Here is a 24,652-nt window from a genome sequence, read left to right on the forward strand (position 1 = left end):
ACCGCATGAAAGTATACGGAATACCTAATTGCAATACAGTAAAAAAAGCAACCGACTGGCTTAAGGCTAATAATGTGGCTTATGAATTTCAGGATTTTAAAAGGCTTGGTGTAAGCGAAACGAAATTAGAAGAGTGGGATGCTAAAGCCGGGTACGAAAAATTTTGGAACAAGCAGGGCCTTACCTGGAAACAGCTGGACCCTGAAGTTAAAGAAAGTATAAAAACCAAAGCTGATACGCTGAAGCTGCTGCAACAAAAAACCAGCATGATCAAGCGCCCGGTTATTGAGGATGGCGATTTCCTCTTCTTCGGGTTTGATGAAAATGTTTATAAAGAAAATTTAATTAAATAAGCTTTTATCCGACTGATTAATTTGATGAAGGCCATTTTGGCATCTGTTAAATTAATCAGCCTTTATATTTGTTTAATAACCTACGCGTAACAATCGTTTTACCTAAAAAGGCAATTGCTTAATTTATAGTATACTTGCCCTAAATTACTCTAACTGACTTCAAAATGAAATTAAACCTGATAGCCGGTATCACACTGGCTTTTATGGCGGCAACTAATTTTAGCCAGGCGCAACAAACGCCACCGGCTACCGCGCCAGCCACCAATTATGATTATCATGAAACTTTCGGCCCATTATTTTACAATAAGAATGGTAACGAATTTCGTGCAGCCGATGGGCAGCCAGGTTCAAAATACTGGCAAAACCGTGCCGATTACCAGTTGGCCGCAACCTTAAACGATCAAACCAACCAGATCACCGGATCAGAAGTATTAACCTATACCAATAACAGCCCGCAAAAGCTTGATTATTTATGGATGAACCTTGAGCAAAATCTTTTTAAGTTAGATTCAAGGGGAACTGCTATTGTGCCATTGGCAGGTAGCCGTAACTGGGGCCGCGGTCAGGATTTTGACGCTGGTTACAAGATCAAATCAATAAAAGTGATTGGAGAAAAAGGTGGAGAAACTGAAGTTAAGTTCCTGATATCAGATACCCGCATGCAGGTCTTTTTACCAAAAGAAATTAGCCCTGCCGGCGGAAAAGTTAAACTGAAAATTGAATATTCATTTATAGCACCCAATTATGGTTCAGACCGTATGGGAATCCAGGAAACCAAGAATGGAAAAATTTTCCAGATTGCCCAGTGGTACCCGCGCATGTGCGTTTATGACGATATATACGGATGGAACACCATTCCTTACACCGGCCCTGGAGAGTTTTACCTGGAGTATGGTGATTTTGACCTGAGCATCACTGCCCCGGCTAACCATATTGTATTAGCATCGGGCGAGTTATTGAACCCGCAGGATGTGTACACCCCTGAGCAGTTAAAACGCTGGGCCGAAGCTGAAAAGAGCGAGAAAACAGTAGTTATCCGTTCGGCAAGCGAGGTTACTGACCCTGCATCGCGCCCTGCTGGTAAAAAAGAATTAACCTGGCACTTTAAAATCAAAAATGCGCGTGATGCTTCATGGGGATCATCAGCTGCATTTATTATTGATGCTGCCAAAATGGATTTGCCAAGCGGTAAAAAATCAATCGCCATATCAGCCTACCCGGTTGAGAGTGATGGTAACAATGCATGGGGCCGTTCAACCGAATATGTAAAAAAATCTATCGAGTATAACTCGTCCAAATGGTTTGAGTTTCCTTATCCTGCTGCTACTGCTGTTGCAGGTATTGTGGGTGGTATGGAGTACCCGGGTATTGTTTTCTGCGGATACAAAGCAACCCGGGGTAACTTATGGGGCGTTAATGACCATGAATTTGGCCATACCTGGTTCCCGATGATTGTTGGTTCAAACGAGCGTTTGTACGGTTGGATGGACGAAGGTTTTAATACTTTTATCAATACACTTTCAACCGCTGATTTTAATAATGGCGAGTACAAAAGCAAAAGGCAACCGGATATGCACCGTGTAGCACCTTTCTTTACGGGCCAGGGTTTGGAGCCGGTAATGAGCCAGCCAGCTAACCTTAGAGAAAGAAATACAGGTACTTTATTGTACTCAAAACCAAGTGCAGGCCTTGTTTTATTGCGCGAGCAGATCTTAGGCCCTGAGCGGTTTGATTTTGCCTTTAAAACCTATATTGAAAAATGGGCATTTAAACATCCTACACCTGATGACTTTTTTCGCACGATTGAAAACGCAGCAGGCGAAAACCTGCAATGGTTTTGGAGAGGCTGGTTCTTGAACAACTGGCGTTTGGATGTTGCCGTACGCGAGGTTAAATACGTGAATGATGATCCGTCAAAAGGTGCATTGATCACTATTGATAATTTAGAGAAAATGGCTATGCCTGTTATACTCGAAATTAAAACCGTTAGCGGTAAAACTGCCCGCGTTAATCTACCGGTTGAAATATGGGAGCGTAACAGCACCTGGACATTTAAATACCCTTCAACCGAGGCTATTGAGTCGGTAACTTATGATCCTGATAAAGTATTGCCTGATTTTAATCCGGATAATAACGTTTGGAAAAAATAAGCTGCAGATCAGTCTGTTATTTAAACAAACAAGCCCGGTATTGCCGGGCTTGTTTGTTTAAAGGCATATTCTTATTCAGGAGTTTGTAAAAAAGTTGTAATACAAAACCATTACTGCTTTAATTAGGTTAACTTGACAGTATAATTCATCTACCATGAAAAATAAGTATTTTTTAATTGCCCTGTTCATATTTATAACGGGTTCAGCAAGCGCACAACAGTTATTAAAAGGTACTGTGTTTGAAAGTGGCAGCAGTGCCAAACTATCCAACGTTTTTATCAGGGATAGCAATACCAAACAACTTACCCTTACCGATAAAGACGGTAATTTTTCCATTAAAACAGAAACCGGCCATTTGCTGATCTTTGATTCGCCGGGCTATGGTTCTGATACGCTCTATGTAGTTGACCTGACCCCTAAGAAGATCATCTTAACGTTAAAAACCATTGCCCTGCGTGAGGTTAACATCAATTCAAAAAGGCCAACTTTTGATCCGCATACTGAGTACCCGGATGTTTATCAAAAGAGCAAGGTTTATGTGCTGTCGCCAACTACTTGGTTCAGTAAAGAGGGTAAGGATGCCCGCCGACTTAAACGCTATTTTAAACGAGAGCAGGAAGAGCGCCATGTTGATGAAGTATTTACTCGTGCCTATGTAGGCAGCATCATTCCGTTAAAGGGCCAGCAGTTAGAAGATTTTATGTCACTTTACCGTCCAACGTATGCCTTTATCAAAAACAATAATGGCGAATCGTTAGCGGTTTATATAAATGATAGTTACAAAAAATACAAAACCCTGCCACCAGATAAACGTGGGTTGCAGACACTACCCGGGCAGTAACTTTATATTCAAAATTGAATAAGTAAAATAATTATATTTGTGTTGCCACAGTTATTATGGATAATTCACTGAAGTATAAAATAGTTGAAAAGATCATTCAAAGTAATGATGATGATTTACTTAACGAGATCAAATCCCTGGTTGGGTTATCTGAAAATGACTTTTGGAATGATATTCCATCCGAAATGAAAGAGGCTATTGATAGTGCAAAGGCTGAACTTGACAGGGGTGAGGGCATGCCTCACGAGCAGGTAATGGCCGATATAAAAAGCCATTTTCTATCCCGGTAAATGGTGTCAAATACGGTTATATGGTCGCCAAAAGCAAGACTGACCTATTATGAAATCCTTGAATATCTTGCTGAAAAATGGTCAATAAAAGAAATAGAAACTTTTATTGATCGTACAGAAGAAGTAATAAATCACATCTGTACAAACCCATTACTATATCCCTATTCGGAAAAAAGCGACATTCATAAATGTGTTTTAGTAAAACAAATCAGCTTGTTTTACCGGGTACGTGCATCAAATGTAGAGCTTCTTGTGTTTTGGGATAATCGTCAAAATCCAATAAAGCTTCGGTTTTAGCCGATTACATCACATCACCCCAGGTGCTTTTATCTTTCAGCATTATTTCGCGAAGTAGCCTGATCTGTGGCATGCCATGGTTGAGCACTTCATCATGAAACTTTTTGAGCGAAAATTTTGCGCCCTCCTGTTTCTGGTAATCGGCTCTGAGCTTCAAAATTTCCAGTTTACCAATCGTATAAAATAAATAACCGGGATCAAATGTACCACGCAGCGCTTCCTGGCGCGATGGTTTATCACCCTGGTACCAGTTAGCCATAAAAAATTTGGTGGCATCATCTATCTGCATGCCGTGGCAGTGGGTTTGGATAGAAACACACAAGCGGCATAAACGCAGCAGCGCATCGCCCGATTGTGCCAGGCGGTATTTGGCAGCTTTTACAGTATCGCCATTATGGCCATAACCTTCATCGGCCATCATTTTTTCGCAGTAGTGCGCCCAGCCTTCAACAAAAGCGTAGCTATTAAATATCTTTTCGACCCGTGTTGCCGATGAAGCATTCAGGTGTAAAAATTGCGTGTAATGCCCTGGATAAACCTCGTGGATGGTAATGTTATCCGTAGTATAATAATCAAATTGGGCCAGCCAGTCTTCTTTTTGTTTAGCGGTCCATTTTGGGTCAACAGGGGTAATGTAATAATAAGCCTCGGTTGCTTTGGTTTCAAAAGGGCCGGGGGTATCCATTGATGCCGTGCTGGTTGCACGGGCATATTGTGGTGTTTCGGTAATATTAACCCTGATGGATGAGGGCATAGTCACAATGTTTTTATCGATCAAAAACTGGCGGATAGCCTCCAGATTTTTCTTAGCCTCCGGGATCAGATTTTCGGCGGTAGGGTGTTCCTTTTGCAGGTCATGGTAAACATCAATCGGTTTTTTATTTGGGTTGATAGTTTTTGCTGCTGCATTAAATGCATCCTGTTCAATTTTCAGGTCTTTTAGCCCTATTTCCAATATTTTATCAGGCGATAAGGTAAGGCCTTCGCTGTAAAGCAGCATCTTTTTATAACTCTCAACGCCAATAGCATAGTTGTTTGTAGCTTTTGGCAGTTTTTCTTTTTCAAGCCAGGTGGCAAAGCCTTTTATGACATTAATAGCGGTTTGGTTTACGGTATTAAAGGCCATCATTAACGAATCATTTTTAACACCTTTTAAGGCTACCTTAAGGTCGCCGTCTAAAAAATCGGCTGAACCGTTGGCAACTTCAATAGCTGTTTCAATATAAGGTTTAGCCAATGAGTCTTTTAAATTAATCTTCGCGGCAGCAAAAATCATTGGTGCAGCTTTTTCAATCGCGATGATCGATTTTATCCGGTCTTCAATAGGTGCAAAATTCCTTTTGATATAAATGCTTACGTCAACGGCCCCGGCATAGGTCATGGGGTTTTTATCGTAAGTGCCCATATCTTCAAAATTAAAGATCTCGTTTTTTATGGCCGATCTTAAAATTCGGAAATCATAAAACATTTTTGGGCTTAGCGAGGCCGTATCTGTTGCACTAAGTTTTTGGTCAAAATCCTTTAAGCGTCCAAGCTCCTTGCCCAATGATTCCTTGCTGAGATCGGTTACCTTGCCATCATATTGATGATAGCCCAATGCAACGCCATTGCCCGGGCGCCATGTCAGGAAACCATTGATATAATCATCACTTAGTTTTTGAAATGCAGCGTCGCCGGATACAGCATCAACAGCAGGAGAGGTTTTTTGATTGCAGCTGAATAAAACTGCAATGGGAACAAGCAACAGGAATTTCTTCATGTATTACAGGAGTTTATAGATTCGAAGTTAATAATTATTATGGATAGGGCAAAAGGGGGGGCATGGTCATGGGTTGATTTATTTCATTGGTTAGTGTAAAGGGTACTTCTGTTAAATTAATGATTAATTAATAATTAGTTAATGTGCTTCGGGCTAATTTTGAGGCTTTTAAATAGTACCCCTTTGTATGTCAGTCAATAAGCTTAATATCTGTTTTAAAAAATCTATTTATACAAGTGTTTTTTTATTGATGGTACTAAGCTTTATTTGTCCGCTGCATACTTTCGGGCAGCGTGGTAAACCATCGCCGGTTATCAATATGGTTTATTCATCTGATGCGCATTACGGTATTAGCCGTAAAACTTTCAAGGGCGATACCAACGTTGCCGCATACCGCGTAAATGCCGCCATGATTGCGCAGATAAATACCCTCCCTTATTTAACATGGCCTGCCGATAACGGTGTTAAAGCCGGGAAAAGAATTGGCTGGGTTGATTATGTAGTACAAACCGGCGATATATGTAACCGTATGGAAATTCCTATTCAAAGTGCAGCCGCATCATGGGCACAGTTTGATAAAGATTATATACATGGTATTAGTTTGAAAGGCAGTAATGGCAAACCTGCCAGGCTGCTGTTAGCGCCGGGTAATCATGATATATCAAACGCAATAGGCTATGCAAAGCCAATGGTGCCGCTTACCGATCCAACGGCAATGGTTAAAATTTATAACCTGATGCTAAAACCTGAGCACCCCTTAACTAACCAGGGTTATAATTATGCTACAGAGAAGGTAAATTATTCGCTTAATGTAAAAGGCATCCACCTGATGTTTATTACCCTTTGGCCTGATTCGGCCGAACGGATCTGGATGCAAAGGGATTTGGAAACGGTAAATGAAAAAACACCGGTCATTATTTTTACGCACGACCAGCCAACCTGCGAGGCCAAACACTTTACAAACCCGCTGCCCCCTCATAACATGACGGTACAAAACAAGTTTCAGAACCTGACAGCCGAAAATTATAAAGAAGGCCTTACTGCCGATAAAGGTGAGGATGCAACTGCGATAGAGCAACGCGGCTGGGTTAAATTTTTAAAAGCCCATCCAAATATAAAAGCTTACTTTCATGGTAACAGTAACTATAACCAGTTTTATACTTATACAGGGCCTGATAATGATGTAAAGCTTAATACCTTCAGGGTAGATTCGCCAATGAAGGGTGACGTATCATCAAAGGATGAAAGCAAATTATCTTTTCAGCTTATTTCGCTCGATACCAAACACCAAACCCTTACCGTACGCGAATGTTTGTGGAATGCTGAGCCATCAGTGAAAACTCCAAAAGTAATATTCGGCCAAAGTAAAACTGTATCGCTTAAAGTTGAGGAACTGCCTGGCGCCGCTTTTGTGAGCCAGCACAGTTTCAATAAAAAGCAACAGCATGCTCTACTGTAAAGTAATTTACATTCCCGGTTAATCCTTTTATGTAAAAAACTATCCAATAATTAAACACCCGTAGTTTGGATGTTGAAATTAAATTTTACAGCCATGAAAAAGAAATTTGTTGGATTTGCATTAATAATAGCCGCTTTTGTATCAATAACTTCCGGATGCTACGTTGAAGGTGGCGGTTATCACCATTATCACCACGACCACTATTACAGGGGTTATTAATAAGATATTTTTAGATAGGTGATTGCGTGAAGAGGGAGAGTCCCGGTTTTAACCGGGGCTCTTTTTTTGTTAATAATATTAACCCGTAATTAATGATGTTTAAAATTCCATCATTCGGGAAATAAAAACGCATATTTTTAGTGTGAAAAGCAAGTTTTTTTAATCTTTTAGCTAAACATTCAGGGATTATTGCCCGTAAAAGGGAATGAGGCCGAATCATGAAAAAACTAATACTAACGTTTACTGTATCATTATTTATGCTGATCATCCTTACAAGTTCATGCAGGCTTGATGGGGATGCGCCACTGCCGGCAGGCTTTAAATCGGCAAGTTATATGGTGGGCAGCACGGCTGTTACTGTTACCTCATCATACGATGGCATTTTTGTAAATAATAGTATAACCGCTAACAGTGTAATATTGATAGGTAAGGATGGTTCGCAAATTACCTTCCAGTTTGATGGTACTACAGCGGGCTTTTACCCATTAACTGCATATCCGGATGCTGTGTATAAAAGCCCCTCATCAAAATTATATAATTCGGTAAGCGGCTCATTAAATATTACCAGTTACAAGGTTGATGGTGCTACCAACACTTTTTCGGCCACGTTTAGTTTTGTTGCGGCATCTGTAACCAACCCGCTTGATACTATCGTTATAAACAATGGAGTAATAACCAATTGCTCAAACAGCTTGTAATAAGCTGCTGCCTTCTTCACTTTATTTTATAGCTTATAATTGATGTGCTGAAACTTTGAGGTACGTTGTGCTTTTATTTCAGCGCAAAACCTTTAGCTGCAAACCCCAAACCTGATTGTATTTGCACATTCAACCGCAACATTTTAGCCATCAAACGTTTCTGTAAATTATGGCTCAAAAACTTTTTCACTCAACTACTTGAAAATCAAAAAATAAGTCCCTACCTTTGCAGTCCTTAAAATAAGGATAAAACTGTAAATACAAAAAAGGAAAAATGCCTACTATTCAACAATTAGTTAGAAAAGGTAGAGTAGCTCTGGTTGACAAGAGTAAGTCGCCAGCGTTGGACAGCTGTCCACAGCGAAGAGGAGTATGTACCCGTGTATATACCACTACCCCTAAAAAACCAAACTCAGCAATGCGTAAAGTGGCCCGTGTGCGCTTAACCAACGGAAAAGAAGTGAATGCTTACATCCCAGGTGAAGGACACAACCTACAGGAACACTCTATTGTTTTAATCCGTGGCGGACGTGTTAAGGATTTACCAGGTGTACGTTACCACATCATCCGTGGTGCGTTAGATACATCAGGTGTTGCAGGCCGTAACCAACGTCGTTCAAAATATGGAACAAAACGCCCTAAACCAGGTCAGGCAGCAGCCCCGGCAGGAAAAGGTGCACCAGCTAAGAAAAAGAAATAATTAAGGAGGATAGTAAACAATGAGAAAGTCAAAACCAAAAAAGAGAATTCTCCTTCCTGATCCAAAATTCAATGATATTTTGGTAACCAGGTTTGTAAATAATATGATGTACGATGGTAAAAAATCTACAGCATATGCTATATTTTATAATGCCGTTGAAATTGTTGAGAAAAAAACTAACGAAAGCGGTTTAGATACATGGAAAAAAGCATTGAACAATGTAATGCCAGCTGTTGAAGTAAAGAGCCGTCGTGTTGGTGGTGCTAACTTCCAGGTGCCTACAGAGGTTCGTCCGGAGCGTAAAGTAGCTTTAGGTATGAAATGGCTGATCAGCTATGCTCGTCGTCGTGGTGAAAAAACCATGATGGAGAAATTAGCAGGCGAAATCATCTCTGCTGCTAAAGGTGAAGGTGCTGCTGTGAAGAAGAAAGAAGATACGCACAAAATGGCTGAAGCCAACAAAGCGTTCTCACACTTTAGGTTCTAAATTAAAAGGATTACACCGATTTAATATTGTGTTATAACCGGTCTTGCTATAATTGCATTACCGGTTTAATCATTAAATAATCAAGAAATCAAATAAAACAGATGTCAAGAGATCTTAGATATACAAGAAACATAGGTATTGCCGCTCACATTGATGCAGGTAAAACTACCACTACCGAGCGTATTTTGTACTACTCGGGCTTTAGCCACAAAATTGGCGAAGTACACGAAGGTGCAGCTACAATGGACTGGATGGCACAGGAGCAGGAACGTGGTATTACCATTACCTCTGCTGCTACTACTATTGATTGGAAATACCGTGGCCACCAATACCACATTAACATTATTGATACACCAGGACACGTGGATTTTACTGTTGAAGTAAACCGCTCGTTACGTGTATTAGATGGTTTAGTATTCCTTTTTAGTGCTGTTGATGGTGTTGAGCCGCAATCAGAAACTAACTGGAGACTTGCCAACAACTATAACGTTGCCCGTATAGGTTTCGTAAATAAAATGGACCGTAGCGGTGCCGACTTTTTAAATGTTGTAAAACAGGTAAAAAGCATGTTAGGCAGCAACGCAGTACCATTGCAATTACCAATAGGCAGCGAAGAAAACTTTAAAGGTGTTGTTGATTTAATTAACTGGAAAGGTATTGTTTGGAATGAGCACGATAAAGGGATGACCTTTACCGAAGTGCCTATCCCTGAGGATATGATTGAAGAAGCTACCGAGTGGAGAGAAAAACTTCTTGAATCTGTAGCTGATTATGATGAGAGTCTGATGGAGAAATTCTTCGACGCTCCTGAAACAATTACTGAACGCGAAGTGCTTGACGCTTTACGTAAAGCCGTTTTAGATGCTAAGATCGTTCCTATGGTTTGTGGATCATCATTCAAAAACAAGGGTGTACAAACCATGCTTGATTATGTGATGGAATTATTGCCTTCACCTATGGATGTTGAAGGTATTGTTGGTACTGATCCAAACACAGGAGCAGAAATTATACGCCAGCCATCAGAAAAAGAGCCATTTGCAGCTTTAGCATTTAAAATTGCAACTGACCCTTTTGTAGGCCGCTTATGCTTTATCCGTGTTTACTCGGGTAACTTAGAAGCAGGTTCGTATGTGCATAACATGCGTTCTGACAATAAAGAGCGTATCTCACGTATATTCCAGATGCATGCTAACAAGCAAAACCCTATACCTAACGTAGGTGCAGGTGATATTGCTGCGGTAGTAGGCTTTAAGGATATTAAAACAGGTGATACACTTTGTGATGAGAAACACCCGATCATCCTTGAATCAATGAATTTCCCTGAGCCGGTTATCGGTTTAGCTATTGAGCCTAAAACACAGGCCGACGTAGATAAATTGGGTATGGCTTTAGGTAAACTTTCTGAAGAGGATCCTACCTTCCACGTAAGATCAGACGAAGAAACCGGCCAAACTGTAATTTCAGGTATGGGCGAGCTTCACCTTGATATTATCATGGACCGTTTGAAACGTGAGTTCAAGGTTGAAGTTAACCAGGGAGCTCCGCAGGTTGCTTATAAAGAATCAATTACCGGTACTGTACAACACCGCGAAACCTACAAGAAACAGACTGGTGGTCGTGGTAAGTTTGCTGATATTCAGGTTATCCTTTCGCCTAACGACGAAGGTAAAGAAGGCTTACAATTTGTTAACGAGATCAGCGGTGGTTCAATCCCCCGTGAGTTTATCCCATCTGTTGAAAAAGGCTTTGCAGCTTCAATGGCAAATGGTGTATTAGCAGGTTATCCTTTAACAAGCTTAAAAGTACGTTTAATTGATGGTTCATTCCACGCAGTCGATTCAGATGCGTTATCTTTTGAGATAGCTGCAAAATCTGCATACCGCGAGGCATTGCCAAAATGTAAACCAGTATTGCTTGAGCCAATCATGAAGATCGAGATCTTAACCCCTGAAGAAAACATGGGTGATGTTATCGGTGATATGAACCGTCGTCGTGGCCAGCTGTTAGGTATGGACTCACGTGCAGGTGCACAGGTAATTAAAGCTACTGTACCACTTTCTGAAATGTTTGGTTATGTAACCCAGTTACGTACTATCACTTCGGGCCGTGCTACTTCAACCATGGAGTTTGATCACTATGCTGAAGCGCCACGTGCAGTACAGGAAGAAGTAGTTGCTAAAGCAAGAGGTAAAAGAGCTGCTGCTAACGCATAAATAACTTAGGCTGATCGGGTTAAAAATTTAACCTGATCAGCTTATTAAAATAATAAACAACCAATTGCCCTAATAAATAGCTCTTAGGGTAGTTAAAAAACAAACAAAATGAGCCAAAGAATCAGGATCAAATTAAAATCTTACGATTACAATCTGGTTGATAAATCAGCTGAAAAGATCGTTAAAACAGTAAAGCCTACAGGCGCTGTAGTAAGCGGACCACTTCCCTTACCAACTGAAAAGAAAATTTTCACAGTTTTGCGTTCACCGCACGTAAACAAAAAAGCTCGTGAGCAATTCCAATTATGCTCTTACAAGCGTTTGTTAGACATCTACAGTTCAAATTCAAAAACTGTTGATGCTTTAATGAAACTTGAATTGCCAAGTGGAGTTGAAGTTGAGATCAAAGTGTGATAGTACCGGAAGATCTAAACAATATTAAAAAGCCATCCAATAATCCGGATGGCTTTTTTTGTGAGCAAAACTATTTGCCAGCTTTAGCAGCATAGGCGGTATTTCTTGTATCTTAACACATTGATCATACATTTCGGCTATAAAAACACTTGAAGTATTTAACGCAGCTTAAGGAAAAACTATTTGCACCAATAAGCACTGTGCCTGCAATTGTACAGGGGACTTATTATCCATCCTTAAACGGGCTAAGGGGCATTGCCATCCTGATGGTAATAGGTTATCACTTTGGGGTAAACTACTTTTTACGCAGCACCCCATTGCTTGTTAATGGTGACATAGGCGTCAATGTCTTTTTTGTTATCAGCGGTTTTCTGATCACCACTTTATTACTAAAAGAACAGGTGAAATACGGGAGCATCGATTTAAATCAATTTTACCTGAAACGGGTACTTCGCATTGTCCCGGTTGCATACCTTTTTTTATTGGTGTTAATAGTCCTAAACCAGGTTTATAAATTTCACGTTGTGGAATCAAGCTTCGTGTCCTCGTTACTGTTTTATAAAAACCTGCCTTACCAGCAGGAGCCATTTATGGGCCATTTCTGGACTTTAGCCGCCGAGATGCAATTTTATCTGATATTCCCTTTGTTGTTGGTCTTAAATATTAACCGGTATTTGATGCTGGTGCTTTCAATTGTAATTATTGTTCCTGTTATATCTGTTTTGGGGTATTACCATGTTGGTTTTATGGATTCAGATCCGGTTATCCGCATGGTCACAAAGATCACTAAGTATACCTTTTGGAATGGGCCATTCATCATTCTGATTGGTTCATTGGCCGCAGTTTTTTTATTTAAGGGGATAATCAGGATAGAAAAAGTGAAGGATAATTACTTTTTAAGTTTCCTCATCCTGCTTGTTGCTGTTATTATTAGCACCCGGTCTTTTCTGTTTTATAGTAAGTACGTGTCTGAATATTTGTCGGCTATACTTGTTGCATGGGTTATACTGCTCAATTTAAAAAGCAGGAACTTTTTGTCGGCAATATTATCTAACCCTGTTTTGGTTAAGGTGGGGGTTATATCGTATAGTTTATATATTTGGCAGCAGCTGTTTTGGGCAATAAAGCATGGCAACCCTGGCTTAAGCCTTTTCATTCTTATTCTTATGGGGCATTTTTTATTTTAAAGCTAATTTTGCTTTTTACAGTTGCCTTTACCTCATACTATATTTTTGAAAGGCAGTTTTTAAAGATCAGGGATAAGGTAAAAGATCAACGCAAACGTACCTGAGGTTTTCGCTACGATTTACTAAAATCAAAGACTTAATAATGATTGCATATTAAAACAGGTAGCTGCTAACCTATGATCTGCCCATCAACTCATCCAGCTTATTGCGTTCGGTCTGTAATTCGCGGGCAAGTTTCTTTTCCTTTTCGTTTGCTTTGGCTTTGTAAGTTTTAAACTCTTCTTCCAGTTCATTGTAAAGATTAATACGGTATTTAGCTTCGCGGCTGTGGCTTCCCGAGCGGGCTAACACAATGGCAGCAGTAGCACCGAATATAATTACAAGGCCACACATAATCAGGTTATAAACAGATTTTTGGATCGGGATACCTAACAGACTCACCGCATTTACCCTTGAATTTGCTGCTGCCAGGTTTTGGTCTTTAGTTGTGGCGGCTGCGTTTAAGCTATCAATGGTTTTATTTTGGGCTGCTAATTTGCCAACGGCATCTTTCAGCTTATGCCTGCTATCTCTTAAAGTATCATTTATATTGCGCCATAGGTCAGCAATAGGTGCCTGCTGGTAATGGTAAACCTTGGTCAGTAAAAACTGGTACTGGCCGTTAAGGCTTTTATCAACGGGTGCCTGAGGCACTACTGGTGCAGGTACTTGCTTTACAGGGGCAGCAGTTGGTACAACAGGTACAGCGGTTTTTGCAGCTGCGTATTTTACCGGCGGATATTTATAGGCTTTATATTTAGCAGCAGCAGGCTTTACGGTATTAACCTTTTTTACACTGTCTTGCGCATAGCTAATTGATGTTATACTGCAAAAAATAAATAGGGCTATAAGGGTTATCCGAAGCATAGAAAATATATTAACTAATGCTAAATTAGTATTTTGATGTGATAAATGAGAATTTTTGAGCATAGTTTAGTTTTTGTATGGCCGTCACAAAGCGCAATCACACCTGGCAAAAGCAGATAAACGCATTAACTAAGCCTTAATCAGTAAACGCTAATCTGCATACTAAATAATATATTAGCGGCATGAATATTGGCATTATTGGCTTGGGTGATATGGGGCGTTTATACGCCAAAGCTTTTGCAGATGCAGGTTACACCGTTTGCGGCTGCGACCTGCCCCAAAACAGGGAACGCCTGGAGGCCGACCTGGCACCTTACCACATAAAAATAATGGATAGCGGGATGGATGTATCCCGTACCTGCGATTTGATCATCTACTCGGTTGAGGCAGATAGCATGGCTAAGGTGGTGGCCGAATGCGGCTCATCAACCAAGTTTGGTGCCATTGTTGCAGGGCAAACCTCTGTTAAAACTCCCGAGATAGAAGTATTTGAAAAATACCTGCCTGCCGATGCACAGATCATTACTTTTCATGGCATGCATGGCCCGGGCTTTAACCCTAAGGGGCAAAAACTGATCTTGGTGCGCCACCGTGCTAATGATGAAGCTTATCAGCGTATGCTCGATCTTTTTACGGCGATAGGATCAGACATTGTTGAAATGGCTAACTACCACGATCATGATAAAATAGTAGCCGATACACAGGCTGTTACCCACGTTGGTTTTGAAAGTATGGGCACTGCCTGGAAAGAAGCCGGTTTTTTTCCCTGGGAAAATGCATCGTACATAGGGGGTATTGATAATGTAAAGATACTTACCACACTGCGTATTTTTAGTTATAAGGCCCACGTTTATGCCGGCTTAGCCATACTAAACCCGTATGCAAGGCACCAGGTAAAGCGGTATGCTATATCAGAATCAGAATTATTTAAGCTGATGATAAAAGAGGAGGCTGCCAATTTCAGGGCAAGGATCTATCGGGCGCGTGATTTTGTATTTCATGAAAGCCGTAAGCCAATTATGCTGAATGATACGGTAATGAAGGAGTTCTCGCTCTCAAAAAATGCTGAAAAACGGATGCCTAATTCGCACCTGAGCCTTTTGAGCATGGTTGATGCCTGGTACCATTTGGGGGTAAATCCTTATGATAACCTGATCTGCCAGACCCCGCCCTTCCGCCTGCGGCTCGGTATTGCCGAATACCTGTTTAAAAATGAAGAATTGTTAGAAGAATCAATAGAAACCGCCCTTTATGATAAAACCATCCGCGGCGATGATTTGGAATTTCATTCGGCCGTAAGGGAATGGTCGTCAATTATTGGGTATGGTGATATGGAAGGTTACAAAAAACACTTTAACGAAGTGCAATCCTTTTTTCAGGGGAGGTTAGAAGAAGGCAACAAACAAAGCGCTGAGCTGATAAGAAGACTGATGATGGAATAATTACTAATTTAGAATTAACAGAATTTCAAGGTTTTTAAAATTCTGTTAATTCTAAAATTCAGCTATTTAGTTTGCTGAGAACAAAGTCCAGGGGTAGGCTTTCATATCTCTTAAATATTTACCCTGGGTTTTAAAATATTCGGGGTGTTTTTTAAAGAAAGGGGCCGCCAAAAAGTCGGCACCACCCGGGTGACCCATGTGTGCCCAAAGCTGCATGTTTTTAGCTAAAGCCGCGCTTGATACCTTGCCCTGTACAGCTCCCATCGGGAAGAAGGGGCCTTCGCTCCATTCCTTGCAGCCTAAGGGATCTTCTTCCACATGGCCGTCAATTACACAACGGTTGTAAGCGTTTTTACCATTCAGTGCATCATAAGTATCACCTTCAATAACTTTACCGTTGGCCTCGTCAAGCTTGCCTTTATAATCTACCGCAACTAATTTTTCCATCCGCAGCCTGCGCGCATTTGGCGAACTTGTTTTGTTGTTTACATCAAATGTGGTTTCCTCTTTTATCAGCTTAGGGTCGCTCGGAAAGTTTGATCCTATTATAGCTGTATCCTTTGATCGCCATACTTTATAATCTTTCAGCCCTAACTCCAATTTAGCCACTTCGTTGGTTTTGGTATCACCAATCAGCCAATCGTTAGCATAACCGCCATTGTTATCGGTGGTCATAATTTTTACTACATCATCAATGCTGTTAGCATATTGGGCCGCTTTGCGGGCACGCACAAACTCGGGTGTGCGGGTGGTATCAAAGCCCTTAAAGCCGGTAATGGTGGTTTCGGTGATCAGTATACCGCTTTTGCTTACCACAAAATCATCACCGCTATGTATAAAGCCGGGGGCGCAGTCCATCAATATGTGGTTCCCTTTTTCGGGCCTGATGTCGGCAATCACATTCCAGCGCTCACCTTCAATATAATCGGTCCAGTTATTATGGCCAATAACTATTTTATGATCTTTAGTAAAGCTGCCGGTAGCAATAAATGCGCTGCAATTACCGGGGGCCTTATTATCGCCACTGCCCGGTTTTGCTTTATTATCAAGCGCGGCAACGTAGTATTGCGATAGTTCGATATTGGCATTCAGCGCGGTAATATCCAGGGTGTCGTATTTTAAGCCGCGGGCCTGCAAGCCCTCTGCAATTCCTTTTATTTCATCCTGGTATTCCTTATTAATCTTTTTCCATAAAAATCTTTGCGAGGCGGCACGGTAAAAGGCCCAGTCTTTACCACTGGCCGATGGCAGGTAGTACTGCATCACTTTTATTAAGGTGTCAATCTCTTTTGCAACCAGGTAACCATGCTGATAACCAATATCAGCTGGTGAACCTGCTAAATGCACGTAGATCCAGCCGTTCTTATCCTCGCGGGTGGCCTTGCCAAGGCGGTCGGTTTTTTCGGGTTTGGATTTACAGCCAAAAAACAGGGCGGCGGTACAGGCACATAATAAAAGGGTAGTTTTTATTTTCATGTCGATTTAAATATTAATAAGTAAACTTCTTTTTTACCGGTGATTTTAAATTTTTGTGTGTTATTATAATTGTAAAAAGGTTGGGCAATTTCTACCTGGTCGGATTCAAAGGATTTGCCAAGAATGGCTGCGGCCTCGTCAATAGTATACAAATTGCCTTTTATATTAAATATAAAACCATAGTCTGATTTTCTTAACTCTTTAATGGCGACACTCTTTTTATCAACCCAAAAGTTTATCGGAATAGTGAATTTTACCCTTACAGGCCGGCCGTTCTGTATCCCCGGAATCCAGGGTATTGAAGCTTCTAAAACCTTTACGGCTTCTGCCTCGCAACCCGCACCGATACAGTTTGTAGGGGTAGCATCTTTAATAAACCCATGTTCGTCAACTACGAAAGAAACCCGTAGCATTCCGTTGATCCCGATCAATCTGGCAATCTCTGGGTATTGCATTTTTTTACTGATATATCTTTTAAAGCTTTCCTCGCCTCCTGGGAACTCAGGAATTTTCTCAACAGAGGTAAAAGCGGTATGGTTGTTTTGCCTTTTAATAGTATCGGTATCCTGCGCATGTGCCAGGCAAGTAGTAATTAAAGCGATAAACAGGGGATATAAACGTTTCATTAAATTATTATTTGATCAGCCTGCGCCCGGCAATACTCAGCCCAGCTTTAATGATTGCTGAATATAGGAAAAATTAGTGATAAAATTAAACGCTGGCTTGAACCCTCAACTGAAGGCCTTCATGTTTTGTATAAGCTGGGCTAATAACCATTATTGCCATCATCTAATTTGCCCCATTCGCAGCGCAGTTGGTTAATGTTATCGGTCAGCTTATTAATTGCCGGGCGGTATTTGATGTTGTCCTGGTCGTGGGCCTCTTTATAAAGCAGGTTAAACATCATACATTCCTGCAATAATATTTTGGAGTGGAATTTGGCTATCTGCGTTTGCTTATCAGGTAGGGGAACCTGCGTAAGTTTTTGGGCAATATCTTTAAGGGTTTTTAATCGGGGCAGGGCACGGTGTTCCAGAATAGAGATCCTGTCAGCATGGCTTAATGCTGAATTTTGCTGGCCATAAAAATTATCGTTCAGGCTGTCTAACTCCACCCGCTCTTTAACTAACAGGCGATTTAATTCTTTAAAATTGTAAGTATGCGCATACCGCAGGCACAAACCCATAAAAAGAACCGTAATTGCCAGCGTACTTACGCTGATAAGGCTTTGTTTATTATACTTAATACCCAGGTAAGCAATCCAGCCCATTATGTAACCTGCTATAAGACCTCCAAAGTGAGCAGCATCATCAATATGTTTGCCAAAAGGTATAATATTAAAGCCAACAAAAATTGCCGTGCTGATCAGGAGGGCCCGGCGGGCATTGCGCTCATAAAAGTTGGTGCTAAGCAGTGCCAGCAAAATTCCAAATAAGCCGAATATTGGACCCGAGGCTCCGCCCGATATCATATGGGTGTTCCATATAACCGAAGTAAGGCTGGCGCATACACCAGCAAAAAGATAAAGAAACAGGTAGTTCCACTTGCCTAATTTACATTCAAGCATTGAGCCTATATATATAAGCACAATCATGTTGCCTGTTAAATGTAAAAGAGAGAAATGCAGAAAAGTATTGGTAAGCAAACGCCATACCTGCCCATTTAGCACCTGCGTACGGTCACTGAAGCCAAGGGAAAGATATACACCCTCTATACTTTGTGAAGCATCACCATTATGCTTTGCTAACACAATGGCCATCATAATCCAAAGCAGCAGCATGGTTACCATAAACACGGCAATGTTTACAAATACCAGTAAGGGGGTTATGAGATAGTTTTTTGTAGGGATAAAAGGCGAAAAAAAGGTATGCAGTGTTTCCTTGGCACCCATTGGCGGGTTTGCCAAAGTTAAAAACTGGTTTTCGGGTATTGAATCTATCAGTTGCTGTGTTGTTTGCTCCAGGTTTAGCTGTAAATGATATTCAACGTAAGGTATTTCATTATAAAGCAAGTCAAGGTTCTTTTGGTTTTTACCGTAATCATAAAAAAAGAACTGGTAGCCTATACATTCACTTTTAATGATCACCTCGTTATTCACAATCCTTACAGAAACTTCTTCGGCGTAGGATGCCCATGATATATTGGTGTAGGCAATAATACCTTCGCGGTCAAAGTAACCGGTGTGCCAGCCAAGGTTTGCAAAAGCGTGGTATAATAAGGTAAGGTAGTGGTCGGCATTATAATCGCCCAGGGGTATAACTGCAGTTTTATAAGGAGAAATGCCCCAGGCCATATAATTAAAATTTCAGGTATTGATTTGTGATAAAGCCCGGTAATTAAATAACCGGATTAGTAAAAGTAAATATACAGCGCAGTTTTTAATACGCAACTAAGTGCCGGAGTATATTGTAGTTCCCTGTTTTTAGACAGCTTTTTAATTTTTTTAAGCATGATGTTTTAAAAATTATGGGTTAAGGCGGGTATTATTATTGACGGATTATTTGGTGCTAACTGGTTAAAATGCATGTGAGTCAATAATTTTATGAATAATGAAGATAATGAACCCTTCACTAAACCAACTATTTGACACTCAAAATAATTTATAAAAAAATAACTTGCTAAGTATTTGACAATTAATCTAAAATTCCTATCTTTGCCGTCCCTTAACGGGGAATAATATGTCTTGAACGAAGCCCTACTGCTTCGATGGGCACAAAAAAATAAAGAAAATGTCAGGAATAATTGGTAAAAAGGTAGGAATGACCAGCATTTTCGATGAAGCAGGAAAAAACATTCCCTGCACAGTAATCGAAGCTGGCCCTTGTGTTGTAACGCAGATCAGGTCTGTTGATACAGATGGTTATGCAGCTATTCAGCTTGCATACGGTGAGAAAAAAGAAAAACACACTTCAGGTCCTCTAAAAGGTCACTTCCAAAAAGCTGGTGTTACGCCAAAACGTAAGCTGGTTGAATTTAAAAGTTTCGAAGACGAAAAATCATTAGGTGACACTGTTACCGTTGAGATTTTCACTGCCGGAGACTTTGTTGATGTAGTTGGAACCTCAAAAGGTAAAGGCTTTCAAGGTGTTGTAAAACGTCACGGATTTGGTGGTGTGGGTATGCAAACTCACGGTCAGCATAACCGCTTACGTGCACCGGGTTCGTTAGGAGCCTCATCATGGCCTTCACGTGTATTTAAAGGTATGCGTATGGCGGGCCAAATGGGTAATGAGCGTGTAAAAGTTCAAAACTTACAGGTTGTGAAGGTGTTTGCAGAGCAGAATCTGTTGGTTGTTAAAGGTTCCATCCCAGGAGCTAAGGGTTCATTCGTAATAGTGGATAAATAAGATGGAAGTTAACGTAGTAAATGTATCAGGTAAAGAAACAGGTGCCAAGGTGCAACTTTCTGATTCCGTATTCGGTATTGAACCAAACGATCACGCGATTTATCTTGATGTTAAGCAATATTTAGCTAACCAGCGTCAAGGTACACACAAATCAAAACAGCGTAACGAAATTGCAGGTTCAACCCGCAAATTATATAAACAAAAAGGTACCGGTGGTGCCCGCGCAGGTAGTGTTAAATCACCATTGTTTAATGGTGGTGGCCGTGTATTCGGTCCTCAGCCCCGCGACTATAGTTTCAAGTTAAACAAGAAACTTAAATCACTGGCACGTAAATCAGCTTTATCATACAAAGCAAAAGACAGCAACATTGTTGTAGTAGAAGATTTTGTTTTTGACTCAGTTAAAACCAAAAGCTACATACAGCTTACCGCAGATCTTAATGTTAGTGACGTAAAAACACTTTTAGTATTAGGCGCTGCAAATAACAATGTTTATTTATCAAGCAGAAACCTGAAGCAAACTAAGGTTATCCTTGCTGAGCAGTTAAACACATACGATGTGTTAAACGCAGGCAAGCTAATTTTAACCACAGGCGCTCTTAAAACTTTGGAGGAAGCATTAGCTAAGTAATTATGGAAATTTTAAAACAACCCTTACTTACTGAAAAAATAACTCAATTAACCGAGAAGCTTAATCGTTATGCTTTCAAGGTTGATCCAAGAGCTAATAAAATTCAGATCAAAGGAGCAATTGAGGCTATGTATGGTGTTAACGTTAAGGCTGTAAACACTATGAAATACGTTGGTAAACTAAAAACTCGCAATACTAAGGCAGGCGCCGTTAGCGGCCGTGCTGCAACTTACAAAAAAGCGATTGTTACTTTAGGCAGCGGAGAGGTAATAGATTTTTATAGCGGTATATAAATAAAGAGATGGCAGTTAAAAGATTTAAACCGGTTACTCCGGGTACCCGCTTCAGAGTTGGTGCCGATTATTCGGATGTTACTACAAATGTTCCTGAAAAAACATTGGTTGTGGCTCACAAAAAATCAGGCGGACGTAACAACAGCGGTAAAATGACTATGCGCTACATGGGTGGTGGTCATAAACAATCATACAGGTTAATTGACTTCAAACGTAATAAGTTTGATATCCCTGCAAAAGTTGCAACAATTGAATATGATCCAAATCGTTCAGCACGTATAGCATTGCTACACTTTGTTGATGGCGAGAAAAGATACATGATAGCTCCAACCGGCTTAAAAGTTGGGATGACCGTTGTATCTGGCGAGAGTGCAGCTCCTGAAGTTGGTAATACTTTACCACTAAAGAGCATCCCACTTGGTTCAATCATTCACAATATTGAATTAAACCCGGGCCAGGGTGGTACCATTGCACGTAGTGCAGGTACTTATGCCCAGCTATCGGCTCGTGATGGTAAATATGCCATCATCAAGTTGCCATCAGGCGAAACCCGTATGATACTGGCAACATGCCTTGCAACTATTGGTTCAGTTTCAAATGCTGAAAAAGCCAATGAGGTTTTAGGTAAAGCTGGTAGAAAACGCTGGTTGGGCCGCAGGCCAAGAGTTCGTGGTGTTGCCATGAACCCGGTAGATCACCCTATGGGTGGTGGTGAGGGAAGAGCCTCAGGTGGTCATCCACGTTCACGTAAAGGTTTATTAGCTAAAGGCTACAAAACTCGTGACAAAAAGAAAACATCGGATCGTTATATCATTGAAAGAAGGAAAAAATAATGGCTCGTTCAATTAAAAAAGGACCTTACATCGATCATAACTTAGACAAGAAAGTTATGGTGCTGAATGATTCAAATAAAAAATCAGTTGTAAAAACATGGTCAAGGCGTTCCATGATCTCTCCTGATTTCGTTGGTCATACATTCGCAGTACACAACGGTAATAAATTTATCCCTGTGTACGTAACAGAAAACATGGTTGGACACAAGCTGGGAGAGTTTGCACCAACCCGTACATTCCGTGGTCACGCAGAAAAGAAAAAATAACAGGCAATGGAAGCAACAACAAAAATTAAAAAGTCTGTATTGATCAGACAACGCAAAGAGCAGGAAAAAGCTCAGCAAGGCGGCGCTTCTGTTGCCAAACTGCAAAACTGCCCTACATCACCACGTAAAATGCGTTTGGTGGTTGACCTGATCCGCGGTGTAAACGTTGAGAAAGCGTTATATACACTAAAGTTCTTAAATAAGGAAGCAGCAATACGTGTAGAGAAGCTTTTGTTATCAGCTATTAAAAACTGGGAAGCAAAAAACGAAGACAAACGTGTTGAAGATAGCAACCTTTATGTTAAAGAGGTTTCAGTAGGCGGTGGTCGTCAGTTAAAAAGGTTACGCCCTGCTCCGCAAGGAAGAGGATACCGTATCCGCAAACGTTCAAACCACGTACACCTGATCGTAGATAGTAAAAACGACAACAATTAATTTGAAATGGGACAGAAAGCACATCCAATAGGTAACAGATTAGGAATCATCAGAGGTTGGGATTCTAATTGGTTCGGTGGCAATCATTATGCCGACAAATTAGTTGAAGACGAAAAAATCCGTAAATATCTATCAGCACGTATCTCAAAAGGTGGTGTATCAAAGGTAGTTATTGAACGTACACTAAAACGCATCACTGTAACTATACACACTGCCCGTCCGGGTATTGTTATAGGAAAAGGCGGCGCCGAGGTTGATAAGATAAAAGAAGAGTTAAAGAAACTAACTAAAAAGGAAGTTCAGATCAATATATTTGAGATCAAACGCCCTGAGCTTGATGCACAATTAGTTGCTGAAGGTATAGCAAAACAACTTGAAGCTCGTATCTCATTCCGTCGTGCAATGAAAACCACAATTGCTTCAACCATGAGAATGGGTGCTGAAGGAATTAAGGTTATGACATCAGGCCGTTTAGGCGGTGCTGAGATGGCACGTTCTGAACAATATAAAGAAGGAAGAATTCCGCTACATACTTTCCGTGCAGACATTGACTATGCATTAGCTGAAGCATTAACTACCTATGGTAAAATAGGTGTTAAGGTTTGGATTTGCAAAGGCGAGGTTTACGGCAAACGCGATCTATCACCAAACATTGGCGGTACAAGCAGCAGCAGCGGTAAAGGCGGACGCCCTGAAGGCGGCGCGGCAGGCTTCGGCGGTCGTGGCGGCAATGAAAGAGGCGGCGAACGTGGTGGCGAACGCAGAGGCGACAGAAAACCTGCCGGTGGTGCAAATGACCGCAGAGGTGGCGCAGCTGGAAACAGCCGCCCAGGTGGCCCAGGAAGCCGTCCAGGTGGACCGGGTGCCGGTGGTAGCCGTCCAGGCGGAAATCGTCCAGGTGGACCAGGAAAGAGATAATAATTAAAGTAGAAAAATATATCGTTAAGATATAAAAGCTTAAGAAAATGCTACAGCCAAAAAGAACGAAGTTCAGAAAGATGCAAAAAGGCAAAATGAAGGGAAACGCCAGTCGTGGCGCTGAACTTTCATTCGGATCTTTCGGTATAAAATCACTCGAGCCGGCCTGGATCACCAGCCGCCAGATCGAAGCTGCACGTATAGCTGTAACACGTTTTATGAAACGTGAAGGCCAGGTGTGGATCAGGATATTTCCTGACAAGCCCGTAACCAAAAAACCAGCAGAGGTACGTATGGGTAAAGGTAAAGGTGCTCCAGAATACTGGGTAGCGGTAGTACGCCCCGGAAGGATCATTTTTGAAGCAGAAGGTGTACCTTTGGAAACTGCAAAAGAGGCATTACGCCTTGCAGCACAAAAGTTACCTGTGCAAACACGGTTTATAGTACGTAGAGATTACGTAGAAGCATAAATAAAAAAGTTAGCAGTTTGAGTTCGCAGTATCCGGTTGAAAGATATTTGAGCTTGAAACTAAAAACTCAAAAAAACTAATAAAATAAAATGAAGAACTCAGAAATTTTGGAGTTGTCAACTGAAGAATTGGTTGCCAGGATCAGCGAAGAGAGAACAACGCTCACTAAACTGAAATTTGCACATGCGGTTTCTGCTATTGAAAACCCTACCCGTATCACAAAGGTACGAAAGGACATCGCTCGTTTAAATACTGAAATAACAAAGCGCAAAGCGGCGTCAGCTTCTGAATAATTTTTAAGCGTCGAGAAAAATGGAAAGAAATTTAAGAAAAACACGTACCGGTTTGGTAGTAAGCAACAAGATGGAGAAATCCATAGTTGTGTCTGTAGAAAGGAAAGTGAAACACCCTATCTATGGTAAATTCGTTAAGAAAACCACCAAATTTATGGCTCATGACGAAGCTAATACCTGTGGTATAGGCGATACCGTATTGATTATGGAAACCCGCCCGCTGAGCAAAAACAAAAACTGGAGATTAGTTCAAATTTTAGAAAGGGCTAAATAAG

At 41.0% G+C, this 24,652-nt stretch carries 29 protein-coding genes; 24 read left to right on the forward strand and 5 right to left on the reverse strand.

The annotated features are described in order from the left end of the window. Nucleotides 1-5: 5 nt before the first annotated feature. The 5 genes from ACQY4U_RS13120 to ACQY4U_RS13140 all read left to right on the forward strand — a co-directional run bounded on the left by ACQY4U_RS13120 (nt 6) and on the right by ACQY4U_RS13140 (nt 3,931). Nucleotides 6-353, forward strand: coding sequence for a Spx/MgsR family RNA polymerase-binding regulatory protein (locus ACQY4U_RS13120; RefSeq protein ID WP_428329897.1), 348 nt, complete (start codon nt 6-8; stop codon nt 351-353). A 164-nt stretch (nt 354-517) separates the two neighbouring features. Then, nucleotides 518-2,503 (forward strand): M1 family metallopeptidase, encoded by a 1,986-nt coding sequence (locus ACQY4U_RS13125; protein WP_428329898.1) that lies wholly within the window; start codon nt 518-520, stop codon nt 2,501-2,503. Nucleotides 2,504-2,657: 154 nt separating this feature from the next. Next, nucleotides 2,658-3,344 (forward strand): hypothetical protein, encoded by a 687-nt coding sequence (locus ACQY4U_RS13130; RefSeq protein WP_428329899.1) that lies wholly within the window; start codon nt 2,658-2,660, stop codon nt 3,342-3,344. A gap of 56 nt (nt 3,345-3,400) precedes the next feature. Next, on the forward strand, nt 3,401-3,634 hold the full coding sequence (locus tag ACQY4U_RS13135; RefSeq protein ID WP_428329900.1) for a hypothetical protein: 234 nt from the start codon (nt 3,401-3,403) through the stop codon (nt 3,632-3,634). Beyond that, nucleotides 3,635-3,931: a type II toxin-antitoxin system RelE/ParE family toxin gene (locus ACQY4U_RS13140; RefSeq protein ID WP_428329901.1), complete on the forward strand. Its 297-nt coding sequence runs from the start codon at nt 3,635-3,637 to the stop codon at nt 3,929-3,931. It abuts the gene before it with no gap. Nucleotides 3,932-3,935: 4 nt separating this feature from the next. Here ACQY4U_RS13140 and ACQY4U_RS13145 read toward each other — a convergent pair whose 3' ends face one another. Continuing rightward, nucleotides 3,936-5,690, reverse strand: coding sequence for a DUF885 domain-containing protein (locus tag ACQY4U_RS13145; RefSeq protein ID WP_428329902.1), 1,755 nt, complete (start codon nt 5,688-5,690; stop codon nt 3,936-3,938). A gap of 187 nt (nt 5,691-5,877) precedes the next feature. Here ACQY4U_RS13145 and ACQY4U_RS13150 point away from each other — a divergent pair, with 187 nt between their 5' ends. The 8 genes from ACQY4U_RS13150 to ACQY4U_RS13185 all read left to right on the forward strand — a co-directional run bounded on the left by ACQY4U_RS13150 (nt 5,878) and on the right by ACQY4U_RS13185 (nt 13,067). Next, nucleotides 5,878-7,149: a metallophosphoesterase family protein gene (locus ACQY4U_RS13150; protein ID WP_428329903.1), complete on the forward strand. Its 1,272-nt coding sequence runs from the start codon at nt 5,878-5,880 to the stop codon at nt 7,147-7,149. A 93-nt stretch (nt 7,150-7,242) separates the two neighbouring features. After that, nucleotides 7,243-7,368, forward strand: coding sequence for a hypothetical protein (locus tag ACQY4U_RS13155; RefSeq protein WP_428329904.1), 126 nt, complete (start codon nt 7,243-7,245; stop codon nt 7,366-7,368). A 218-nt stretch (nt 7,369-7,586) separates the two neighbouring features. Further along, nucleotides 7,587-8,066 carry a hypothetical protein gene (locus ACQY4U_RS13160; RefSeq protein ID WP_428329905.1) on the forward strand — a complete coding sequence of 160 codons (480 nt, stop codon included), beginning with the start codon at nt 7,587-7,589 and terminating at the stop codon, nt 8,064-8,066. A 274-nt stretch (nt 8,067-8,340) separates the two neighbouring features. After that, a complete protein-coding gene (rpsL, locus tag ACQY4U_RS13165; protein ID WP_160908287.1) occupies nt 8,341-8,766 on the forward strand; it encodes a 30S ribosomal protein S12 in 426 nt (141 codons plus the stop codon). A 19-nt stretch (nt 8,767-8,785) separates the two neighbouring features. Then, entirely contained in the window at nt 8,786-9,253 is a 468-nt protein-coding gene (gene rpsG / locus ACQY4U_RS13170; RefSeq protein ID WP_428329906.1) for a 30S ribosomal protein S7, read from the forward strand. Nucleotides 9,254-9,354: 101 nt separating this feature from the next. Continuing rightward, the gene (gene fusA, locus ACQY4U_RS13175) at nt 9,355-11,466 is read left to right on the forward strand and encodes an elongation factor G (protein WP_428329907.1); all 2,112 of its coding nucleotides are present in this window, start codon (nt 9,355-9,357) and stop codon (nt 11,464-11,466) included. A gap of 108 nt (nt 11,467-11,574) precedes the next feature. After that, nucleotides 11,575-11,880: a 30S ribosomal protein S10 gene (gene rpsJ, locus ACQY4U_RS13180; protein ID WP_022830652.1), complete on the forward strand. Its 306-nt coding sequence runs from the start codon at nt 11,575-11,577 to the stop codon at nt 11,878-11,880. Nucleotides 11,881-12,029: 149 nt separating this feature from the next. Next, a complete protein-coding gene (locus ACQY4U_RS13185; RefSeq protein WP_428329908.1) occupies nt 12,030-13,067 on the forward strand; it encodes an acyltransferase family protein in 1,038 nt (345 codons plus the stop codon). Between the two features lie 174 nt (nt 13,068-13,241). Here ACQY4U_RS13185 and ACQY4U_RS13190 read toward each other — a convergent pair whose 3' ends face one another. Continuing rightward, nucleotides 13,242-13,973, reverse strand: coding sequence for a hypothetical protein (locus ACQY4U_RS13190; protein WP_428329909.1), 732 nt, complete (start codon nt 13,971-13,973; stop codon nt 13,242-13,244). A gap of 182 nt (nt 13,974-14,155) precedes the next feature. On the opposite strand from ACQY4U_RS13190, the gene ACQY4U_RS13195 reads away from it, so the two are divergent. Continuing rightward, nucleotides 14,156-15,415, forward strand: a complete 1,260-nt coding sequence (locus ACQY4U_RS13195; protein ID WP_428329910.1) for an NAD(P)-binding domain-containing protein — start codon at nt 14,156-14,158, stop codon at nt 15,413-15,415. Nucleotides 15,416-15,481: 66 nt separating this feature from the next. Here ACQY4U_RS13195 and ACQY4U_RS13200 read toward each other — a convergent pair whose 3' ends face one another. The 3 genes from ACQY4U_RS13200 to ACQY4U_RS13210 form a co-directional block, all read right to left on the reverse strand. Beyond that, nucleotides 15,482-16,891 (reverse strand): C45 family autoproteolytic acyltransferase/hydolase, encoded by a 1,410-nt coding sequence (locus ACQY4U_RS13200; RefSeq protein WP_428329911.1) that lies wholly within the window; start codon nt 16,889-16,891, stop codon nt 15,482-15,484. Beyond that, nucleotides 16,888-17,517: an energy transducer TonB gene (locus ACQY4U_RS13205; protein ID WP_428329912.1), complete on the reverse strand. Its 630-nt coding sequence runs from the start codon at nt 17,515-17,517 to the stop codon at nt 16,888-16,890. Before ACQY4U_RS13205 ends, ACQY4U_RS13200 begins: the two co-directional genes overlap by 4 nt. A 140-nt stretch (nt 17,518-17,657) precedes the next feature. Beyond that, complete coding sequence (locus tag ACQY4U_RS13210; protein WP_428329913.1) at nt 17,658-19,184, reverse strand: rhomboid family intramembrane serine protease; 1,527 nt, start codon at nt 19,182-19,184, stop codon at nt 17,658-17,660. A 436-nt stretch (nt 19,185-19,620) separates the two neighbouring features. Between ACQY4U_RS13210 and rplC the strand changes: the two genes are divergently transcribed. From rplC to rpsQ, 10 genes are all read left to right on the forward strand, one after another. After that, a complete protein-coding gene (gene rplC / locus ACQY4U_RS13215) occupies nt 19,621-20,238 on the forward strand; it encodes a 50S ribosomal protein L3 (RefSeq protein ID WP_428329914.1) in 618 nt (205 codons plus the stop codon). A 1-nt stretch (nt 20,239) separates the two neighbouring features. Further along, nucleotides 20,240-20,869 carry a 50S ribosomal protein L4 gene (gene rplD / locus ACQY4U_RS13220; protein ID WP_428329915.1) on the forward strand — a complete coding sequence of 210 codons (630 nt, stop codon included), beginning with the start codon at nt 20,240-20,242 and terminating at the stop codon, nt 20,867-20,869. A gap of 2 nt (nt 20,870-20,871) precedes the next feature. Then, nucleotides 20,872-21,162 (forward strand): 50S ribosomal protein L23, encoded by a 291-nt coding sequence (gene rplW, locus ACQY4U_RS13225; protein ID WP_428329916.1) that lies wholly within the window; start codon nt 20,872-20,874, stop codon nt 21,160-21,162. 8 nt (nt 21,163-21,170) lie between these two features. Next, complete coding sequence (gene rplB, locus ACQY4U_RS13230; protein WP_428329917.1) at nt 21,171-21,995, forward strand: 50S ribosomal protein L2; 825 nt, start codon at nt 21,171-21,173, stop codon at nt 21,993-21,995. Next, the gene (gene rpsS / locus ACQY4U_RS13235) at nt 21,995-22,261 is read left to right on the forward strand and encodes a 30S ribosomal protein S19 (RefSeq protein ID WP_094572255.1); all 267 of its coding nucleotides are present in this window, start codon (nt 21,995-21,997) and stop codon (nt 22,259-22,261) included. Before rplB ends, rpsS begins: the two co-directional genes overlap by 1 nt. 6 nt (nt 22,262-22,267) lie before the next feature. After that, a complete protein-coding gene (gene rplV / locus ACQY4U_RS13240) occupies nt 22,268-22,696 on the forward strand; it encodes a 50S ribosomal protein L22 (RefSeq protein WP_428329918.1) in 429 nt (142 codons plus the stop codon). 6 nt (nt 22,697-22,702) lie between these two features. Continuing rightward, nucleotides 22,703-23,614, forward strand: coding sequence for a 30S ribosomal protein S3 (gene rpsC / locus ACQY4U_RS13245; protein ID WP_428329919.1), 912 nt, complete (start codon nt 22,703-22,705; stop codon nt 23,612-23,614). Nucleotides 23,615-23,661: 47 nt separating this feature from the next. Continuing rightward, nucleotides 23,662-24,084, forward strand: a complete 423-nt coding sequence (rplP, locus tag ACQY4U_RS13250; protein WP_091376362.1) for a 50S ribosomal protein L16 — start codon at nt 23,662-23,664, stop codon at nt 24,082-24,084. A gap of 89 nt (nt 24,085-24,173) precedes the next feature. After that, entirely contained in the window at nt 24,174-24,377 is a 204-nt protein-coding gene (gene rpmC, locus ACQY4U_RS13255) for a 50S ribosomal protein L29 (RefSeq protein ID WP_428329920.1), read from the forward strand. A gap of 19 nt (nt 24,378-24,396) precedes the next feature. Further along, nucleotides 24,397-24,651, forward strand: coding sequence for a 30S ribosomal protein S17 (rpsQ, locus tag ACQY4U_RS13260; RefSeq protein ID WP_428329921.1), 255 nt, complete (start codon nt 24,397-24,399; stop codon nt 24,649-24,651). Nucleotide 24,652 lies beyond the last annotated feature (1 nt).

The sequence above is a fragment of the Mucilaginibacter sp. genome, from assembly GCF_965277465.1.
In the GTDB taxonomy this organism is placed as follows: Bacteria; Bacteroidota; Bacteroidia; order Sphingobacteriales; family Sphingobacteriaceae; genus Mucilaginibacter.

Coding starts and splice junctions, on each gene's coding strand:
- ACQY4U_RS13120 (WP_428329897.1), top strand. CDS start 6: ATGAAAGTATACGGAATACCTAATTGCAATACAGTAAAAAAAGCAACC.
- ACQY4U_RS13125 (WP_428329898.1), top strand. CDS start 518: ATGAAATTAAACCTGATAGCCGGTATCACACTGGCTTTTATGGCGGCA.
- ACQY4U_RS13130 (WP_428329899.1), top strand. CDS start 2,658: ATGAAAAATAAGTATTTTTTAATTGCCCTGTTCATATTTATAACGGGT.
- ACQY4U_RS13135 (WP_428329900.1), top strand. CDS start 3,401: ATGGATAATTCACTGAAGTATAAAATAGTTGAAAAGATCATTCAAAGT.
- ACQY4U_RS13140 (WP_428329901.1), top strand. CDS start 3,635: ATGGTGTCAAATACGGTTATATGGTCGCCAAAAGCAAGACTGACCTAT.
- ACQY4U_RS13145 (WP_428329902.1), bottom strand. CDS start 5,690: ATGAAGAAATTCCTGTTGCTTGTTCCCATTGCAGTTTTATTCAGCTGC.
- ACQY4U_RS13150 (WP_428329903.1), top strand. CDS start 5,878: ATGTCAGTCAATAAGCTTAATATCTGTTTTAAAAAATCTATTTATACA.
- ACQY4U_RS13155 (WP_428329904.1), top strand. CDS start 7,243: ATGAAAAAGAAATTTGTTGGATTTGCATTAATAATAGCCGCTTTTGTA.
- ACQY4U_RS13160 (WP_428329905.1), top strand. CDS start 7,587: ATGAAAAAACTAATACTAACGTTTACTGTATCATTATTTATGCTGATC.
- rpsL (WP_160908287.1), top strand. CDS start 8,341: ATGCCTACTATTCAACAATTAGTTAGAAAAGGTAGAGTAGCTCTGGTT.
- rpsG (WP_428329906.1), top strand. CDS start 8,786: ATGAGAAAGTCAAAACCAAAAAAGAGAATTCTCCTTCCTGATCCAAAA.
- fusA (WP_428329907.1), top strand. CDS start 9,355: ATGTCAAGAGATCTTAGATATACAAGAAACATAGGTATTGCCGCTCAC.
- rpsJ (WP_022830652.1), top strand. CDS start 11,575: ATGAGCCAAAGAATCAGGATCAAATTAAAATCTTACGATTACAATCTG.
- ACQY4U_RS13190 (WP_428329909.1), bottom strand. CDS start 13,973: ATGCTTCGGATAACCCTTATAGCCCTATTTATTTTTTGCAGTATAACA.
- ACQY4U_RS13195 (WP_428329910.1), top strand. CDS start 14,156: ATGAATATTGGCATTATTGGCTTGGGTGATATGGGGCGTTTATACGCC.
- ACQY4U_RS13200 (WP_428329911.1), bottom strand. CDS start 16,891: ATGAAAATAAAAACTACCCTTTTATTATGTGCCTGTACCGCCGCCCTG.
- ACQY4U_RS13205 (WP_428329912.1), bottom strand. CDS start 17,517: ATGAAACGTTTATATCCCCTGTTTATCGCTTTAATTACTACTTGCCTG.
- ACQY4U_RS13210 (WP_428329913.1), bottom strand. CDS start 19,184: ATGGCCTGGGGCATTTCTCCTTATAAAACTGCAGTTATACCCCTGGGC.
- rplC (WP_428329914.1), top strand. CDS start 19,621: ATGTCAGGAATAATTGGTAAAAAGGTAGGAATGACCAGCATTTTCGAT.
- rplD (WP_428329915.1), top strand. CDS start 20,240: ATGGAAGTTAACGTAGTAAATGTATCAGGTAAAGAAACAGGTGCCAAG.
- rplW (WP_428329916.1), top strand. CDS start 20,872: ATGGAAATTTTAAAACAACCCTTACTTACTGAAAAAATAACTCAATTA.
- rplB (WP_428329917.1), top strand. CDS start 21,171: ATGGCAGTTAAAAGATTTAAACCGGTTACTCCGGGTACCCGCTTCAGA.
- rpsS (WP_094572255.1), top strand. CDS start 21,995: ATGGCTCGTTCAATTAAAAAAGGACCTTACATCGATCATAACTTAGAC.
- rplV (WP_428329918.1), top strand. CDS start 22,268: ATGGAAGCAACAACAAAAATTAAAAAGTCTGTATTGATCAGACAACGC.
- rpsC (WP_428329919.1), top strand. CDS start 22,703: ATGGGACAGAAAGCACATCCAATAGGTAACAGATTAGGAATCATCAGA.
- rplP (WP_091376362.1), top strand. CDS start 23,662: ATGCTACAGCCAAAAAGAACGAAGTTCAGAAAGATGCAAAAAGGCAAA.
- rpmC (WP_428329920.1), top strand. CDS start 24,174: ATGAAGAACTCAGAAATTTTGGAGTTGTCAACTGAAGAATTGGTTGCC.
- rpsQ (WP_428329921.1), top strand. CDS start 24,397: ATGGAAAGAAATTTAAGAAAAACACGTACCGGTTTGGTAGTAAGCAAC.